This window comes from Ruegeria sp. P10, from assembly GCF_056534925.1.
Genome location: NZ_JBQERJ010000008.1, coordinates 209407 through 224238 on the forward strand (window position 1 = coordinate 209407; position 14832 = coordinate 224238).

At 59.4% G+C, this 14832-nt stretch carries 15 protein-coding genes; 8 read left to right on the plus strand and 7 right to left on the minus strand.

The genetic code is table 11. The features are described 5' to 3' along the window. The first annotated feature begins 10 nt into the window (after positions 1–10). Positions 11–1342, plus strand: a complete 1332-nt coding sequence (locus ACR0FB_RS14935; protein WP_480621703.1) for an NAD(P)/FAD-dependent oxidoreductase — start codon at positions 11–13, stop codon at positions 1340–1342. A gap of 4 nt (positions 1343–1346) precedes the next feature. Here ACR0FB_RS14935 and ACR0FB_RS14940 read toward each other — a convergent pair whose 3' ends face one another. Continuing rightward, positions 1347–2279, minus strand: coding sequence for an MBL fold metallo-hydrolase (locus ACR0FB_RS14940; RefSeq protein WP_480621702.1), 933 nt, complete (start codon positions 2277–2279; stop codon positions 1347–1349). A 116-nt stretch (positions 2280–2395) separates the two neighbouring features. Between ACR0FB_RS14940 and ACR0FB_RS14945 the strand changes: the two genes are divergently transcribed. Further along, on the plus strand, positions 2396–2830 hold the full coding sequence (locus ACR0FB_RS14945; protein ID WP_210093303.1) for a DUF1801 domain-containing protein: 435 nt from the start codon (positions 2396–2398) through the stop codon (positions 2828–2830). A gap of 75 nt (positions 2831–2905) precedes the next feature. Next, positions 2906–4231 carry a glutamate--tRNA ligase gene (gene gltX / locus ACR0FB_RS14950; protein ID WP_480621701.1) on the plus strand — a complete coding sequence of 442 codons (1326 nt, stop codon included), beginning with the start codon at positions 2906–2908 and terminating at the stop codon, positions 4229–4231. Between the two features lie 51 nt (positions 4232–4282). Here gltX and ACR0FB_RS14955 read toward each other — a convergent pair whose 3' ends face one another. Further along, a complete protein-coding gene (locus ACR0FB_RS14955; RefSeq protein WP_171331328.1) occupies positions 4283–4852 on the minus strand; it encodes a gamma-glutamylcyclotransferase family protein in 570 nt (189 codons plus the stop codon). A 93-nt stretch (positions 4853–4945) separates the two neighbouring features. Between ACR0FB_RS14955 and ACR0FB_RS14960 the strand changes: the two genes are divergently transcribed. Continuing rightward, complete coding sequence (locus ACR0FB_RS14960; protein ID WP_170346430.1) at positions 4946–5392, plus strand: RrF2 family transcriptional regulator; 447 nt, start codon at positions 4946–4948, stop codon at positions 5390–5392. 2 nt (positions 5393–5394) lie between these two features. Here the strand turns inward: ACR0FB_RS14960 and ACR0FB_RS14965 are convergent, their stop codons facing one another. After that, on the minus strand, positions 5395–7923 hold the full coding sequence (locus ACR0FB_RS14965) for an ABC transporter permease (protein ID WP_480621700.1): 2529 nt from the start codon (positions 7921–7923) through the stop codon (positions 5395–5397). After that, positions 7920–8615 (minus strand): ABC transporter ATP-binding protein, encoded by a 696-nt coding sequence (locus ACR0FB_RS14970; RefSeq protein ID WP_480621699.1) that lies wholly within the window; start codon positions 8613–8615, stop codon positions 7920–7922. The genes ACR0FB_RS14965 and ACR0FB_RS14970 overlap by 4 nt, the downstream gene beginning before the upstream one ends. A gap of 27 nt (positions 8616–8642) precedes the next feature. Between ACR0FB_RS14970 and ACR0FB_RS14975 the strand changes: the two genes are divergently transcribed. Next, complete coding sequence (locus ACR0FB_RS14975) at positions 8643–9308, plus strand: arylesterase (RefSeq protein WP_171634795.1); 666 nt, start codon at positions 8643–8645, stop codon at positions 9306–9308. Positions 9309–9326: 18 nt separating this feature from the next. Here ACR0FB_RS14975 and ACR0FB_RS14980 read toward each other — a convergent pair whose 3' ends face one another. The 3 genes from ACR0FB_RS14980 to ACR0FB_RS14990 form a co-directional block, all read right to left on the minus strand. Then, positions 9327–9881, minus strand: a complete 555-nt coding sequence (locus ACR0FB_RS14980) for a L,D-transpeptidase (RefSeq protein ID WP_152456903.1) — start codon at positions 9879–9881, stop codon at positions 9327–9329. 163 nt (positions 9882–10044) lie between these two features. Next, positions 10045–10251, minus strand: a complete 207-nt coding sequence (locus ACR0FB_RS14985) for a cold-shock protein (RefSeq protein WP_152456904.1) — start codon at positions 10249–10251, stop codon at positions 10045–10047. A gap of 614 nt (positions 10252–10865) precedes the next feature. Further along, positions 10866–11900: a fatty acid desaturase gene (locus ACR0FB_RS14990; RefSeq protein WP_171634793.1), complete on the minus strand. Its 1035-nt coding sequence runs from the start codon at positions 11898–11900 to the stop codon at positions 10866–10868. 309 nt (positions 11901–12209) lie between these two features. Between ACR0FB_RS14990 and rplO the strand changes: the two genes are divergently transcribed. From rplO to ACR0FB_RS15005, 3 genes are all read left to right on the plus strand, one after another. Beyond that, positions 12210–12683: a 50S ribosomal protein L15 gene (gene rplO, locus ACR0FB_RS14995; protein ID WP_480621698.1), complete on the plus strand. Its 474-nt coding sequence runs from the start codon at positions 12210–12212 to the stop codon at positions 12681–12683. Between the two features lie 109 nt (positions 12684–12792). Then, positions 12793–14157 carry a preprotein translocase subunit SecY gene (gene secY / locus ACR0FB_RS15000; protein WP_171634788.1) on the plus strand — a complete coding sequence of 455 codons (1365 nt, stop codon included), beginning with the start codon at positions 12793–12795 and terminating at the stop codon, positions 14155–14157. Further along, positions 14154–14798: an adenylate kinase gene (locus ACR0FB_RS15005; protein WP_152456908.1), complete on the plus strand. Its 645-nt coding sequence runs from the start codon at positions 14154–14156 to the stop codon at positions 14796–14798. Before secY ends, ACR0FB_RS15005 begins: the two co-directional genes overlap by 4 nt. Positions 14799–14832 lie beyond the last annotated feature (34 nt).

Sequence of the window (14832 nt, forward strand, 5' to 3'; positions counted from 1 at the left end):
AGGCTTATTGATGACCGCGCCCAAACCGACTCCTGTAGAACCTGATCTTGCCCTGCCCAAAACCGTGGATGTCGTGGTCATCGGCGGCGGAATCATCGGCGTTTCAACCGCATTGGAACTGGCAGAGCGGGGCGCTTCGGTTCTTTTGTGCGAAAAAGGGCAGATTGCAGCCGAACAAAGTTCTCGCAATTGGGGTTGGGTCCGTCTTGGGATGCGGGACCCAAGAGAGATACCCCTGATGCAGGAATCGTCGCGCATCTGGCAGACGCTCGATGACCGGCTGGACCGCAAGACAGGTTACACCCGATCCGGTATCCTTTTTGGCGCATCCGGCAAGCGGGATGCCGGCAACATGGAACGTTGGCTGCACCATGTCGAAGGATTGCAGACCGGCGCGCGGATGGTTTCGGGCGGTGAGTTGGAAGACCTTTTGCACGGCAACCAATCGGGCTTTGAATCCGCTTTGTACATGCCGAAGGACGGTCGTGCCGAACCTCAATGGACAGCCCCCGCCATTGCCGAAGCTGCGCGGGCTCGGGGCGCGGTGATCATGACGAATTGCGCCGTGCGCAGTTTGGACATTCAGGCTGGACGTATCGCCGGTGTTTTCACCGAGCGCGGCAAAGTTGCCAGCGGCCGCGTCGTTCTGGCCGGGGGTGCGTGGTCGCGCCTGTTTGCAGGAAATGCTGGGATCGAGCTGCCGCAGTTGAAGGTTCTGAATACGGTCCTGCGCACATCTCCTATCGCAGAGGGGCCCGAGGCGGCGTTGTGGTCGGATGACTTTGCGATCCGAAAACGGGCAGATGGCGGGTACACTATTGCGTCCGGTCATGAGAATACCGTGGACATCGTGCCGGACAGTTTTCGATTGGCGATTCAGTTCCTGCCGGCTTTTGTGCAGGAGTGGAAATCTCTGCGCTTTCGCCTGTCCAAACGCTGGACGATCGAAGCACAACAGAACCGAAGATGGCTGCCAACCGATGTGACACCATTCGAACAGTGCCGGATCCTGGACCCTGAGCCGTCTCAAAAAACGTTGCGACGCGCCTGGGCCAGTGCATGCAAGGGATACCCCGCTGTGCAAACAGGCGAGATCGTACAAAGCTGGGCAGGTATGATCGATGTGACGCCGGATGCCATTCCCGTCATCTCGGGCGTGGATGATCTGCCGGGAATGTACATTGCCATGGGGTTTTCGGGCCATGGTTTCGGAATCGGGCCCGGGGCGGGGCGGCTGATGGCCGATCTGGTTGCCGAAACAACGCCTTGCGTGGACCCGGCCGCCTTTCGCTTGTCGCGGTTCAGTGACGGTTCAAAAGTGCGGCCGGATCCGGGGTACTGAACGCTCAGCCCATCATCTGGTAGCTGACCGGGACAAAGCGAAAGCCTTCTCCACGGGTCTCAACATACCCGGCGCCGGGGAATGGCATGTGATAGCCGACCATAGGTACCTTGTCGGCAGCCAGCATGCCAAGAACATCGCGGCGTGCGGCAGTGGCTGCGGCCTTGTCCATGTCAAACCGGACTTCCCATTCGGGATGGGCGAAAGACCAGACATAGTGGTTGGCCAAATCCGCCGTCAGCACCAGACGTTGCCCGTTACTTTCCAGATGGTAGACCGTGTGGCCCGGTGTGTGGCCATAAGCGGCCACTGCGGTAATGCCCGAGGCAACCTCGCCTCCGTCTTCGACAAAGGTCATTTTCTCGGCCAGCGGTGTGACTTTTTCAGCGACCAGATCGCCCACGCGATTGCCTGCGTCCTGCGCAGCCCAGAAATCATACTCCGGAGACGCCGTCACGTAGCGCGCATTGGCGAAGGTGGGCGCGCCTTCGGTGGTCATGCCACCGATATGGTCAGGGTGCATATGCGTTATCACGACCACATCGATCTGATCCGGGGTCACACCCGCATCTGCCAGCGCGGCCTGTATGCCACCTTGCCCCAGACCGGTATCAAACAGAACCAGCTCTGATCCTGTGTTGACCAGTGAGGGGGTAAAGAAAAACTGTGCGACGTCTGCCGGAATGAAGTTTTCAGCCGAAACCTTGGCAAATTCATCGTCCGTCGCTCCGCCCCCAAAAATCTCTTTGGCTCCGTCGCGTGGAAAGCTGCCATCCAGCAGGGTCGTGACCGTGAAGTCGCCAATATGAAATGACCTTGCGATGGTCGAGTTTGCTTTGGTTTCCGGGCTGGCGGCCAGAACCGGTGCGGCCGCAGCTGCAAACGGCAAGGCAACGGCACTTCCCAAAGCGGCGCGGCGTGTAAGTTTTATTGTCATCTTCGTTCTCCCTGTCAGGACATCAATGTTGCAGTTAGGGCGTCGAGAGTTTCTTGCCAGTTTATACGCCATTCAGATGGGGTGCATGGATGAATAATACGTGTTAATTTTTGTTCATGGCGCGATCAGACAATAAGACAGTTCCGACAGATCAAAGCGTCGAGAATTTCCTGAAAACGGTTCAACCGGCGCGCCGTGCTGAAGACGCGCACCAGCTTGACAAGTTGTTTCGCGCCACCACCGGGTTTAAACCGGTCATGTGGGGCCCGTCGATCGTCGGGTATGGCCGCTACCATTATCGCTACAAAACGGGTCGTGAAGGGGACTTTCTGGCAACCGGTTTTTCGCCGCGCAAATCAGCTTTGGTGATTTACACCATGCCGGGTTACGCAGATTTTGCGGATCTCATGGCCAGATTGGGAAAGCACAAGCTGGGCAAGTCCTGTCTTTACGTCAACAAACTGGCGGATATCGACACGGGTGTTTTGCGCGAACTCATTCGCGCCGGACTGGACGACCTCGACAGGGTGTGGCCGGTGAAACCTTTCTGAATCACCTGATGGATCAAGCGGCGGCTGGACAAAATCGCGCCTTTGTGACAAGAGCCGCGCCAACAGGAGACACCCATGACAACCACCCGTTTCGCCCCGTCGCCCACCGGTTACATCCATGTGGGCAACCTGCGCACCGCCCTGATGAACTATCTGATCGCCCGCAAGGCAGGCGGTACGTTCATCCTGCGCATCGACGACACAGACCCTGAGCGGTCGAAGGAAGAATACGTCGATGCCATCAAGCAGGACCTGGAATGGCTGGGTTTGCATTGGGACCGGGTCGAGCGCCAGTCGGACCGTCTGGACCGCTATGCCGAAGCGGCCGACAAGCTGCGCGCGATGGGTCGTTTTTACGAAGCTTTCGAAACGCCGACCGAGCTGGATCTGAAACGCAAGAAGCAACTGAACATGGGCAAGCCGCCGGTCTATGACCGCGCTGCGCTGAACCTGTCGGATGCCGAGAAAGAGGCCCTGCGCACTGAGCGCGGCAATGGTGTCTGGCGCTTCAAGCTGGATCATGAACGGATCGAATGGACCGATGGCATCTTGGGTGACATCTCGATCGATGCGGCGTCCGTTTCGGACCCGGTGCTGATCCGTGGCGATGGTCAGGTTCTTTATACGATCGCGTCGGTGGTGGATGACACCGAGATGGGCGTCACGGATGTAGTGCGCGGCTCGGACCATGTGACCAACACGGCGACGCAAATACAGATCATCAAGGCGCTGGGGGGCACCTGCCCGCGCTTTGCCCACCATTCGCTGCTGACCGGCCCGCAGGGTGAGGCGCTGTCGAAACGTCTGGGCACGCTGGCGTTGCGCGATCTGCGCGAGCAGGGTGTGCAGCCTATGGCGCTGCTGAGCCTGATGGCACGTCTGGGCTCGTCTGACCCGGTTGAGCTGCGCTCGGAAATGGCCGAACTGATCGAAGGGTTCGATGTGAACCGGTTTGGCGCCGCGCCGACCAAGTTCGATGTGCAGGACCTGTTCCCGCTGACTGCCAGGTATTTGCAATCGCTGTCGCTGACCGATGTGGCCAGTGCCGTTGCGGATGCCGGTGTTCCCGATGAATTGGCAGAACCTTTCTGGGCAATGGCCCGTGAAAACATCACCACCCTGGCCGATCTCAAGGGCTGGTGGGAGCTGTGCCGTGACGGGGCCGATCCCCTGATCGCCGATGAAGATCGGGAATTCATTACCCAGGCGATGGCTTTGCTGCCCGAAGGCCCGTTCGATGGTGACACGTGGGGCACCTGGACCAAAGCCGTGAAAGAGGCAACCGGTCGCAAGGGCAAAGGCCTGTTCATGCCACTGCGCAAAGCGTTGACCGGCATGGAGCGCGGCCCGGAAATGGCTGCGCTGATGCCGTTGCTACAGGTGATCCGCGCGCGCGGCTAACGTGGTGGCACACCAATTTTCTGGGCCACGTCATCGGCGTGGCCCTTTTTGTTACGCCGGCTGTACGAACCGAACCGACAGACTTGTCAGGCGGTCATCGACAAAATCACGTTCGACAGGTTTGAGTTGCTGGTGGCGTGGGTAACGCGGTTCGGCGCGATCATTCAGGATCGGGGCGTCCCAGCCTGTTGTCGTCTCAAAGAATCGATCCGCGCCGTCCTCGCCGAATGCCCGCAAGTAACCCTGCACGACAACATCGATATAGCTGAGCAGCAACGGGTGGTGATTGCTGGGCTGGCTGTGCCGATCCTGCGGGACGGCGTAGACAGCTATTTCGACGTCGTGCGTCAGGGGATGTGAAACCGACTGCGTTGCAGGAATCCGGTCATACGCCCATTCCCGTTCATCCAGCGCGGCCCAGTCATTATTGGGAACATGCGCAATCATGCCTTCGATCTCTGACTTCGGGTCGGGCACGGCAGTCAGAAACGCCACGGGTCGCAGATCGGTGTGCCGCCAGGCCCGCCGCCAACCCTTCAGTCGCGCGGGGCGCGGATCGGGGAAATCATGCGTCGCGAGGTTCACGAGGCTGCCATAGCCAAAGAAATAGGGGTCGGCCATCCAAGAAGTGTCCTTTGGGTCGATTGATGTATGTCAAACCGCTTTTTTCCCGGACATGCAATAAGGTTGCATCTTGAATTTAGGGAGGCCCTCATGCGGATTACCAAAAGGACGAATATCGCTGTGCGCCTGTTGATGTATTGCGCAGCTCACCCGGACAGGCTGGTCACGAAATCCGAAATCGCCGAAGTGTGCAACATTTCGGAAAACCATCTGGCGCAGGTGATCAATCAGCTGAGCCAGCTGAACTATCTGAGCACGCAGCGCGGTCGTAACGGTGGCATGTCACTGGCGCGCCCCGCGGATCAGATACGCATCGGTGCGGTGTTCCGGCATGTTGAAGGGGCTTTGCCCATTGCCGAATGTTTCGCCGACGCGGACAACACGTGCCCGCTCACGGATGCCTGCCGGCTGAGGCTTGCGCTTCAGGACGCGGCAGAGGTGTTCTATGCGTCCCTCGACGATGTTACCCTGGATGCGCTGGTATGTGACAATGATCCGCTGCTGAGGCTCTTGCAGCCCGTGGCCTGCGTGCGCTGATTTCAATCGCTCGCGCGCAATATGCGCGCCGGACGCACCGAAAGTGGACGCAGGGCAAATGCCAGCCCAGCACATAACGTGACGCCAATCCCGGCCAGAACGATGCCGAAGGCCGATGACCAGATCACCGTGAACTCTGTGTCGAAGATGTAGGTGGCAACGGCCCAGCCGCCCAGAATGCCAACGAACAGCGCGACGCATCCCGCAGCGGCCCCAAGCAGAACGGATCGCAGGCCAAAGCTGCGCAGGATACGGCCACGGTCCGAACCCAATGTCCTGAGGATTGCTGCTTCGTATCTGCGGGCAGGTTCGCCCGCCGCCGCTGCGCCGATCAGAACCAGAAATCCGGTCAGCAGCGATACTCCTGCACCGTACGAGGTCGTTGCGGCGATGCCTGCCAGCAGGCCCGAGACACGATCAATGGCGTCGCGCACCCGGATGGCCGTGATATTGGGGAACTGGCCTGCAAGATCCCGCAGGATGGCCGCCTCGGCCTGTTCTTCGGCATAGACCGTCGCGATTAAGCTGTGCGGCGCACCGGCCAGCGCAGTGGGGTTCATCGACATGACAAAGCCCATTCCCGCGGTAGAGAAATCTACCTCGCGCAGGGACGTCAGCTCTGCCGTGATGTTACGCCCAAGGATATTGACGGTCAGTTGGTCGCCCAGGTTCAGGCCCATCTCTTCGGCTTCTTCGGCGGCAAAGCTGACCTGCGGCGCACCTGCGTAATCTTCGGCCCACCATTCCCCTGCGGTCAGGCGTGCTTTCGGTGGCGGTTGAACCGAATAGGTCACGCCGCGATCCCCTTCCAACACCCAGTGATCTCCGGCCACGTCCCGAGCGGGCTGGCCGTTGATCTGCGTGATGATCCCGCGCAACATCGGCGCGCTTTCAATGCGGCTGACCGCGGGGTCGCTTTGCAGGCGTTCGGTGAAGCCGGGCATTTGATCTTTCTGGATGTCCACGAAGAAGTACGACGGCGCGACATCCGGCAGGTTGCCCGAAATGGCGTTGCGCAGGGTACCGTCGATCTGCCCGACCGCAGCCAGCACCGACAGGCCCAGCCCCAGTGACAGAACCACAGACCCTGCGCCTTCGCGTGGGTCCGAGATGGCCGACAACGCCCATCTGACTGTGGGTCGCCCGCGGGCCAACGAAGTCCCAGCCCGGGCCAGTTTGCGAATGGCATAAGCGGCGAGGGCCAACAGCGCCAGTGCACCGACAAGCCCGCCGCCGGTCCAGACGGTAAGCCGCGTCGAGCCGCTGAACCATGATGCCAGGGCGATCAGCAACAACAGCCCGACACCCGTTGCCACGACGTAAATCAGACGTGGAAAGGGGCGGGCCGAGCTCAACGCGTCGCGAAACAACGTCGCGGCGCGCACATCTTCGGTGCGGGCCAAAGGCCAGAGTGTGAACAGGAACGCTGTGAGCAGACCGTATATTGCCGCCTCGATCAGCGGCTGTGGATAAAGGGAAAACACTGCTGGAACCGGCAATTGGCTTTCCAGCAGTGGGGCCAGAACAAGCGGCGCCAATCCACCCAACGTCAGGCCGATCGCGATCCCGAAGACGGACAGAACGCCAATTTGAAACATGTAGGTTTGAAAAATGGTGGCGCGATCGGCCCCCAAGGTGCGCAGTGTGGCAACGGTTTCCGTCTTCTGCGCCAGATAAGCACGCACGGCGGCAGAAACGCCGATGCCGCCGACGGCAAGCCCGGACAGCCCGACAAGGACAAGAAATGCGCTCAGGCGATTGACGAACTCGGATATCCCGGGGGCACCGTTGCGCGCATCCGTCCAGCGCATCCCCGTGCCTTCGAATGCCGCATCAGCCTTTGCGGATACATCCGAAAGATCTGCGTTCCGGGGCAGGATCATCCTGTATTTTGTTGAAAACAGTGTTCCGGGTTCCAGCAGACCGGACGCCTGCAATGCCTCGGTTCGGACCAGAGTGCGCGGCCCAAGGCCAAACCCATCCGCCGCGCTGTCGGGCTCGTCCACCAGGGCTGCCGTCAGGATGAACTCTTGCGCCCCAAGTGAAAACCGATCACCGACGGACAACCCAAGCCGGTCCATCAGCACAGGTTCCATCACGGCCCCGGGCAAGCCGGAACTGCCGTTCAGGGCGTCTTCCAGCGGGATCTCTGGTTCCAGCCGTACCGAGCCGACAAGTGGGTACGCGTTGTCGACCGACTTGACCTGAGTCAGTGCTCGTTCCGGATCTGTCGCGCCGGGCACAACGGCCATCGAGCGGAAATCAACAACCTCGGACATCTGGACGGATGTCTGTTGCATCCAGGCGCGCTCGGCCGGGTCGGCAAATCGATAGGTGAATTCAAGTTCGGAATCGCCCCCCAGCAGCGAGGCCCCTTCTTGCGCAAGCCCAGCCAGTATGGCTTGCCGCACCGACCCGACGGCCGCGATGGCGGCGACCCCCAACGCCAAACAGGCCAGAAAGATCCGAAAACCACTCAGGCCTCCGCGAAGCTCGCGGCGGGCGAGCCGCCCGGCCATCCGCAGGCTCATTCCGCGGCCTCCTGCCGGGTCTCTTCGGCGATCCTGCCGTCACGCAACCGAACGACCCGGTCACATCTTTCGGCCAATGAATGGCTGTGTGTCACCAGAACCAGGGTTGCATCGTATTTCCGGCGCAAACCAAACAGCAAATCAACAATTGCGGCCCCGTTGGTTTCGTCCAGATTCCCGGTCGGTTCATCAGCCAACAGGATTTTGGGGCGCGGCGCAGATGCTCGTGCCAAGGCAACACGCTGTTGTTCTCCGCCCGACAGTTGCGCCGGGTAATGATCGCGACGGTGCGACAGGCCAACGGCGTCCAGCTCTTGCTTGGCCCGGTCGAACGCATCCTTGTGCCCCGCCAGTTCCAGTGGGGTTGCTACGTTTTCAAGCGCGGTCATCGTCGGGATCAGGTGGAAGTTCTGAAACACCACCCCCATACTATCGCGTCGAAACCGGGCTAGAGCGTCCTCATCCATGTCGGTCAGCTCCTGACCCAGCGCCATGATTTGACCGCGCGTCACTTGTTCCAACCCCGCCATCAACATCAGCAGCGAAGACTTGCCCGAGCCAGAAGGCCCGATAAGCCCCAGAGTCTCGCCTTTGTCCACAGTCAACGTAATGTCATGCAGAATATCGACCCGCCCGGCATTGCCATCCAGGGACAAAGAGGCATCTTGGAGGGTGAGAACAGCAGTCGTCATGGGTCTACCCGAAAAAGGAGCGGTCTTTTGGGATATGGAGCGATCACCGCATTGCGCAAGGCTTTGATAGCAGGCCTTTTCACGTGGTGCGGTTTTGCGGCCACAGCCGAACAAGTGGTGATTGCGGCATTGGGGGACTCGCTGACTCAGGGCTATGGGCTGGTGGAGGAAAGCGGGTTTGTTCCGCAGCTTGAACGCTGGTTGCAGACGCAGGGCGCGGATGTCCGCGTCATCAACGCAGGCGTTTCGGGTGACACGACGGCGGGCGGGGCCGCACGTGTGGACTGGACCCTGACACCGGATGTGGATGGCATGATCGTTGCCCTTGGCGGCAACGACCTGCTGCGGGGGATCGACCCTGCCGTATCAAAGGCCAATCTGCGCAGGATCCTGGACGTGGCGCGGGGCGTGAATGTACCGGTTCTGCTAATCGGTATGCAGGCGCCGGGCAACTACGGGGCCGATTACAAGCAAGCTTTCGACGGGATGTACCCAGACCTGGCGAAAGAGTTCGACGTCCTCTTCACCGCCAGTTTCTTTGAAGGTCTTGCGGCAGAGGGCGACCCCGGTGCGGTATCGCAGTTCATGCAGTCGGACGGAATACATCCAAACGCGGATGGGGTGGCAAAGATCGTTGAATCACTGGGGCCGTCCGTTCTGAAGCTTGTTGATCAGGCGGGTCAAGCGGAATAGGCGCACATCCATGGGCACCTAGACGACCGTGACAACTGTTCCGATCGGGACCCGGTTGTACAAATCGATCACATGCTCGTTCAGCATTCGTATGCAACCGTTGGACACTGCCCGGCCAATGGTCTGCGGCTGCGTCGTGCCGTGGATGCGGAAATAGGTATCGACACCGTTCTGGAACAGGTACAGCGCGCGCGCGCCCAGCGGGTTATCTCCTCCGCCGGGTTGGACATAGTCATTGTCCTTGAATTTGGCGTAAGCGACGGGATCACGTTCGATCATCTCATCCGTCGGGCGCCAGGTCGGCCATTCCTTTTTCACATCGATGGTGGCCGTGCCGGTAAACTCCAACCCCGCTTTGCCGACGCCGCATCCATAGCGGATCGCCTTGCGAGGTTCCGTGACGAAGTAAAGGTAGAACGACCGGGGCGCGACCAGCAGCTGTCCTGGTACGAACTGTTTCTTGATGCGCACGAATTGCGGCGTCGGATCATACTCGACCGCCTTTTTGGCGCGGGCGATGCCCGGCAACATGCTTGCTGCTGTTCCGGCCAGAAAAATACGGCGTGTAAACATCGAAACCCTCGTCGAATGACCAATGAAACTGAAACCAATTTCATCATCATATGATATTTGGTCAATTATAGGGCAGTCATCACGTGGACGTGATGTGTCCTGTCTGCCACCCGAGGTTGTGGCGGGAAAGGGGCGAGGGGGATCCCCTCACCCGATATCAAGCTCAGGCCAGCTGGATGCTGTCGGCGCTTTCGCGGCCGTCACGACCGGCGCGCAGCTCGTACGTGACTTTCTGGTTGTCGGCCAGACCGGTCAGGCCCGAACGTTCGACAGCCGAGATGTGTACGAATACATCTTTGCCGCCCTCTTCCGGTGCGATGAAGCCGAAGCCTTTGGTGGTGTTGAACCATTTTACGGTGCCTGCTGGCATATCCGTGTCTCCTGTTTGAGTGCTGCCCACGGAGTTGCGGCAGCCTGGCGTCGTCGGTCTGTATCGATAGACTGACTGCCGATGAAGGAGACAGTAGGTCGAATAGAAAAACGTAAGCTCTTTGCATATGGCATCGGGGCGGGGGTGTGACAAGGGATTTCGTTCGATTTGTGCAAGGGCATGACCGATTTCTGCCGTGCCCACATGCGCGGGGGGCGAGTTTTCTTTTACGGTGCCCACGCCTTGCCCAGTGTCGACGAACGGGTTGAACGGCCGCATTTGGTCATCACAAATGCCGTGCAGAGTGGTGTTCATGTCACCAGATGGTCACGCGACCTTTTCGCAGCAATGCAGGGCGCGATGCGGTTTGCGTCAATCGTGATCGCTGTCCCGTCCAGTCGTCGGCGACCAAACCAGCCGCGATCCGGATGAAGATGTCTTTATCTCGCCTGCGTTTGCTTCGGCTGAATACTGGTTTGTGACGCGCGCATTCTCTGTCAACATAACGCCCACCAAAGTCATCGCGATGGATGGAGATTGTCCCGCGCCACACGCCTGCCGTTGACGCAAGGCATGCGCTTTGATTTCAGAAATGAAAGCGCCGGGCATGCCTGTTACCCATAAAGTGCGCGGGCCTCGGCGAAGGACAAAAGACGACGGTTCTTCTCGTCCCACAGGTGAAGCCGCGCATTGGCGAGGCTTTCCCGGATGGTCATTCGGTTGCTGTTTGCCAGTTCTTCATGATCGCGCAGCACTTCGGTCAGACGGTAGAACGGAATGCGGCTGTAGAGGTGGTGTACATGGTGGATGCCGATATTGGCACTGAACCACTGCAACACCGAGGGCAGGATATAGTGCGAACTTCCGTGCAGCGCCGCTTCATGCAGTTGCCAGTCTGCATCGGCGTCCCAATGCGTGTTCTCGAACTGGTGTTGTACATAAAACAGCCAAACTCCGGCCGTTGCGGCAATCAGAGTCGACGGCAGAAAGATCAGCAACATCGGCATCAGCCCGCCAAAATAGTAGATGGCCACAAGGGCAACCAGAATCGCAAGATTCGTCGCCATGGCGCTGACCCAGAACCTGACGCTGTCTGTCAGGCCCAGCGGAAGGCGGTTTTGAAACAGGAACAGATAGCCAGGGCCAAGCACGAACAAGGTGATCGGGTTTCGGTACACGCGGTACCAGAACCTGTTCAGTGGTGTTTTGGCCCGATACTCCGCCACGGTCAGGGTGTGGATATCGCCCATCCCGCGCTTGTCCAGGTTGCCGGAACTGTTGTGATGCGTGGAATGCGTGCGGCGCCAGACATCATATGGTGTCAGTGTCAGAACTCCGATGCCGCGCCCGATCCAGTCGCTGACGGCGCGGTTTTTGAAAAACGCGCCGTGCCCGCAATCATGCTGGATGGCAAACAAGCGCAACAGAAAGGCAGCATTGAGGACGGAAATCACAAAGGCCAGCCAATAGCTGACTGACAGTGACATCCAGGACAAAGCCCACAGCCCGAAAAAGGGGACAATGCTTACGCCCAGTTCAAAAGAGCTGCGCATTTGGTCCGGTTCGCGATATTTGGCAAGCGTTGTTACCCAGTCACGTGCGGCGGTGGTCTCCGGCTTGTCGCGGAGGGAGAGAGAGGGTTCAGTCATATGCCTGCCAGTCAAGTGTTTGCAGGCCACCGGATAGACGACCCCCCCGACATAGCAAGCGGTTTTTGTAAAGGTCGCTGCATTTCACGGTCACTTTTCGGTCAAAGGCCGGCAGAGGTGCCCTTTGCGTAACACTGGGCTCAAGACCTCATGCCGACACTTCGCGGCGCAGGACAATCTACAGGCTTGTCAAGTGCGGTCATCGGGCCTATACGCCTGCGGTGGCTTTCCGCCACGAGAATCAAAACCAAGAAATGCCGTGTTTGGCCCATCACGCTTCGGGGTCACATCCGGCTTAGGAGAAGCGATATGAAACTGAACGAACTGCGCGACAATCCTGGCGCCGCACCGAAACGCACCCGCGTTGGCCGTGGTCCCGGTTCCGGCAAAGGTAAAATGGGTGGCCGTGGTATCAAAGGCCAGAAATCCCGTTCGGGTGTGGCCATCAATGGCTACGAAGGCGGCCAGATGCCGCTGTACCAGCGACTGCCCAAGCGCGGCTTCAACAAGCCGAACCGCAAGGAATTCGCCGTTATCAATCTGGGCCTGATCCAGAAATTCGTCGACGCCGGCAAGCTGGACGCTTCGGCTGCGATCACCGAAGACGCTTTGGTTGCGTCCGGTCTGGTGCGCCGCAAGCTGGACGGTATCCGCGTTCTGGCCAAAGGCGAAATCAGCGCCAAGGTGAACCTTGAAGTAGCCGGTGCTTCGAAATCTGCCGTCGAGGCAGTTGAGAAAGCGGGCGGTTCACTGAAGGTCACAAAAGCTGCTGCGGCAGAGTAATCGCTTGTGAGCGGGCAAAGACCCGCTTACATAGACCTCAGAGTTTTCCAAGACGCCGTCCGAGCCGGAAAACGGTTCCGGGCGGCGTTTGCATAAGAGAGACCGATTTATGGTATCAGCAGCAGAACAAATGGCAGCCAACACAAGCTGGGCTGCTTTGGGCAAGGCCACCGATCTGCGCAACCGCATCCTGTTCACGCTGGGTTTGCTGATCGTCTATCGTCTGGGCACCTTTATTCCGGTGCCGGGGATTGACGGAGCAGCTTTGCGCGAATTCATGGAGCAGGCGGGGCAGGGCATCGGCGGCATGATTTCGATGTTCACCGGCGGGGCGCTGGGGCGGATGGGTATCTTTGCCCTCGGCATCATGCCTTACATCTCGGCCTCGATCATCGTTCAACTGCTGACATCCATGGTTCCCGCGCTCGAACAGCTCAAGAAAGAGGGCGAGCAGGGGCGCAAGAAGATCAACCAGTACACCCGGTTCGGCACCGTGGCTCTGGCCACCGTTCAGGCCTACGGTCTGGCCGTTTCGCTGGAATCGGGCGATCTGGCGACTGATCCGGGGCTCTATTTCCGCATGTCGACCATGATAACGCTGGTTGGCGGCACCATGTTCCTGATGTGGCTGGGTGAACAGATCACCGCGCGCGGGATCGGCAATGGTATCTCTTTGATCATCTTCGTCGGCATCATCGCCGAGGTTCCGGCTGCTCTGGCGCAGTTCTTTGCAAGCGGCCGCAGCGGAGCGATCAGCCCTGCCGTGATCGTTGGCGTGATCGTCATGGTAATCGCGGTCATCACCTTTGTGGTGTTCATGGAGCGCGCCCTGCGCAAGATCCACATTCAGTATCCGCGTCGTCAGGCCGGTATGAAAATCTACGAAGGCGGCTCAAGCCACCTGCCAGTCAAGGTCAACCCTGCGGGTGTCATTCCGGCGATCTTCGCCAGCTCGCTGCTGCTGCTGCCGGTCACGATCTCGACCTTCTCGTCCGGTGCTGCCAACGGGCCGGTCATGTCGTGGCTGCTGGCCAATTTCGGCCCCGGACAGCCGCTGTATCTGCTGTTCTTCGCGTCGATGATCGTGTTCTTCGCCTATTTCTACACGTTCAACGTGTCGTTCAAGCCGGACGATGTGGCGGACAACCTGAAAAAGCAGAACGGGTTCGTGCCCGGTATCCGCCCCGGCAAGAAAACCGCCGAGTATCTGGAATACGTGGTCAATCGCGTGCTGGTTCTGGGTTCGGCCTATCTGGCCGCCGTGTGTCTGCTGCCTGAAATCCTGCGGGGCCAATTTGCCATCCCGTTCTATTTCGGTGGCACCTCGGTTCTGATTATCGTCTCTGTGACCATGGACACGATCCAGCAGGTTCAGAGCCATCTTCTGGCGCATCAATACGAAGGGCTTATCGAAAAGTCCCAGCTGCGCGGCAAAGGCAAGAAACGCGGCAGGAAGGGACCCTCTCGTCGATGAATATCATTCTGTTGGGCCCCCCGGGGGCCGGGAAAGGAACGCAGGCGCGTCATCTGGTGGAAACACGCGGGATGGTGCAGCTCAGCACCGGAGATATGCTGCGCGAGGCCAAGACCAGCGGAACCGAAATGGGCCAGAAGGTTGCTGCGATCATGGACGCGGGCAAGCTGGTCACCGATGAGATCGTGATCGGCCTGATTGAAGAGAAACTGACCACCGAAAAAGGCGCCGGTTTCATCTTTGACGGTTTCCCTCGCACTTTGGCACAGGCCGACGCGCTGTCGGCTCTGCTGACCAAGCTGGGCCAGTCCCTGCATACCGTGATCGAGATGCGCGTGGATGACGATGCTCTGGTGGAACGGATTACCGCACGGTCAACCTGTGGCGGATGCGGTGAGGTCTACAACGACAAGACCAAGCCGATCCCGGCTGACGGCAAGTGCACCAACTGCGGCAAGGAAAATGACTTCGTTCGTCGCGCCGACGATAACGAAGACAGTCTGCGCACGCGGTTGATGGAGTACTACAAGAAGACCTCTCCGCTGATCGGCTATTACTACGCCAAGGGCGATCTGCGCCCCGTGAACGGGCTGGCGGACATCAAGGAAGTCACGGCGTCGATCGAGGCCATTCTCGGCTGATTTCAATATGGGCTTGACGGCACCGCCAAAAGCC

Excerpts from the sequence above, each read along its gene's own strand:
- ACR0FB_RS14935 (WP_480621703.1), top strand. The coding sequence starts at position 11 with ATGACCGCGCCCAAACCGACTCCTGTAGAACCTGATCTTGCCCTGCCC.
- ACR0FB_RS15005 (WP_152456908.1), top strand. The coding sequence starts at position 14,154 with ATGAATATCATTCTGTTGGGCCCCCCGGGGGCCGGGAAAGGAACGCAG.
- ACR0FB_RS14965 (WP_480621700.1), bottom strand. The coding sequence starts at position 7,923 with ATGAGCCTGCGGATGGCCGGGCGGCTCGCCCGCCGCGAGCTTCGCGGA.
- rplO (WP_480621698.1), top strand. The coding sequence starts at position 12,210 with ATGAAACTGAACGAACTGCGCGACAATCCTGGCGCCGCACCGAAACGC.
- ACR0FB_RS14960 (WP_170346430.1), top strand. The coding sequence starts at position 4,946 with ATGCGGATTACCAAAAGGACGAATATCGCTGTGCGCCTGTTGATGTAT.
- ACR0FB_RS14980 (WP_152456903.1), bottom strand. The coding sequence starts at position 9,881 with ATGTTTACACGCCGTATTTTTCTGGCCGGAACAGCAGCAAGCATGTTG.
- ACR0FB_RS14940 (WP_480621702.1), bottom strand. The coding sequence starts at position 2,279 with ATGACAATAAAACTTACACGCCGCGCCGCTTTGGGAAGTGCCGTTGCC.
- ACR0FB_RS14990 (WP_171634793.1), bottom strand. The coding sequence starts at position 11,900 with ATGACTGAACCCTCTCTCTCCCTCCGCGACAAGCCGGAGACCACCGCC.
- secY (WP_171634788.1), top strand. The coding sequence starts at position 12,793 with ATGGTATCAGCAGCAGAACAAATGGCAGCCAACACAAGCTGGGCTGCT.
- ACR0FB_RS14970 (WP_480621699.1), bottom strand. The coding sequence starts at position 8,615 with ATGACGACTGCTGTTCTCACCCTCCAAGATGCCTCTTTGTCCCTGGAT.
- gltX (WP_480621701.1), top strand. The coding sequence starts at position 2,906 with ATGACAACCACCCGTTTCGCCCCGTCGCCCACCGGTTACATCCATGTG.
- ACR0FB_RS14945 (WP_210093303.1), top strand. The coding sequence starts at position 2,396 with ATGGCGCGATCAGACAATAAGACAGTTCCGACAGATCAAAGCGTCGAG.
- ACR0FB_RS14985 (WP_152456904.1), bottom strand. The coding sequence starts at position 10,251 with ATGCCAGCAGGCACCGTAAAATGGTTCAACACCACCAAAGGCTTCGGC.
- ACR0FB_RS14955 (WP_171331328.1), bottom strand. The coding sequence starts at position 4,852 with ATGGCCGACCCCTATTTCTTTGGCTATGGCAGCCTCGTGAACCTCGCG.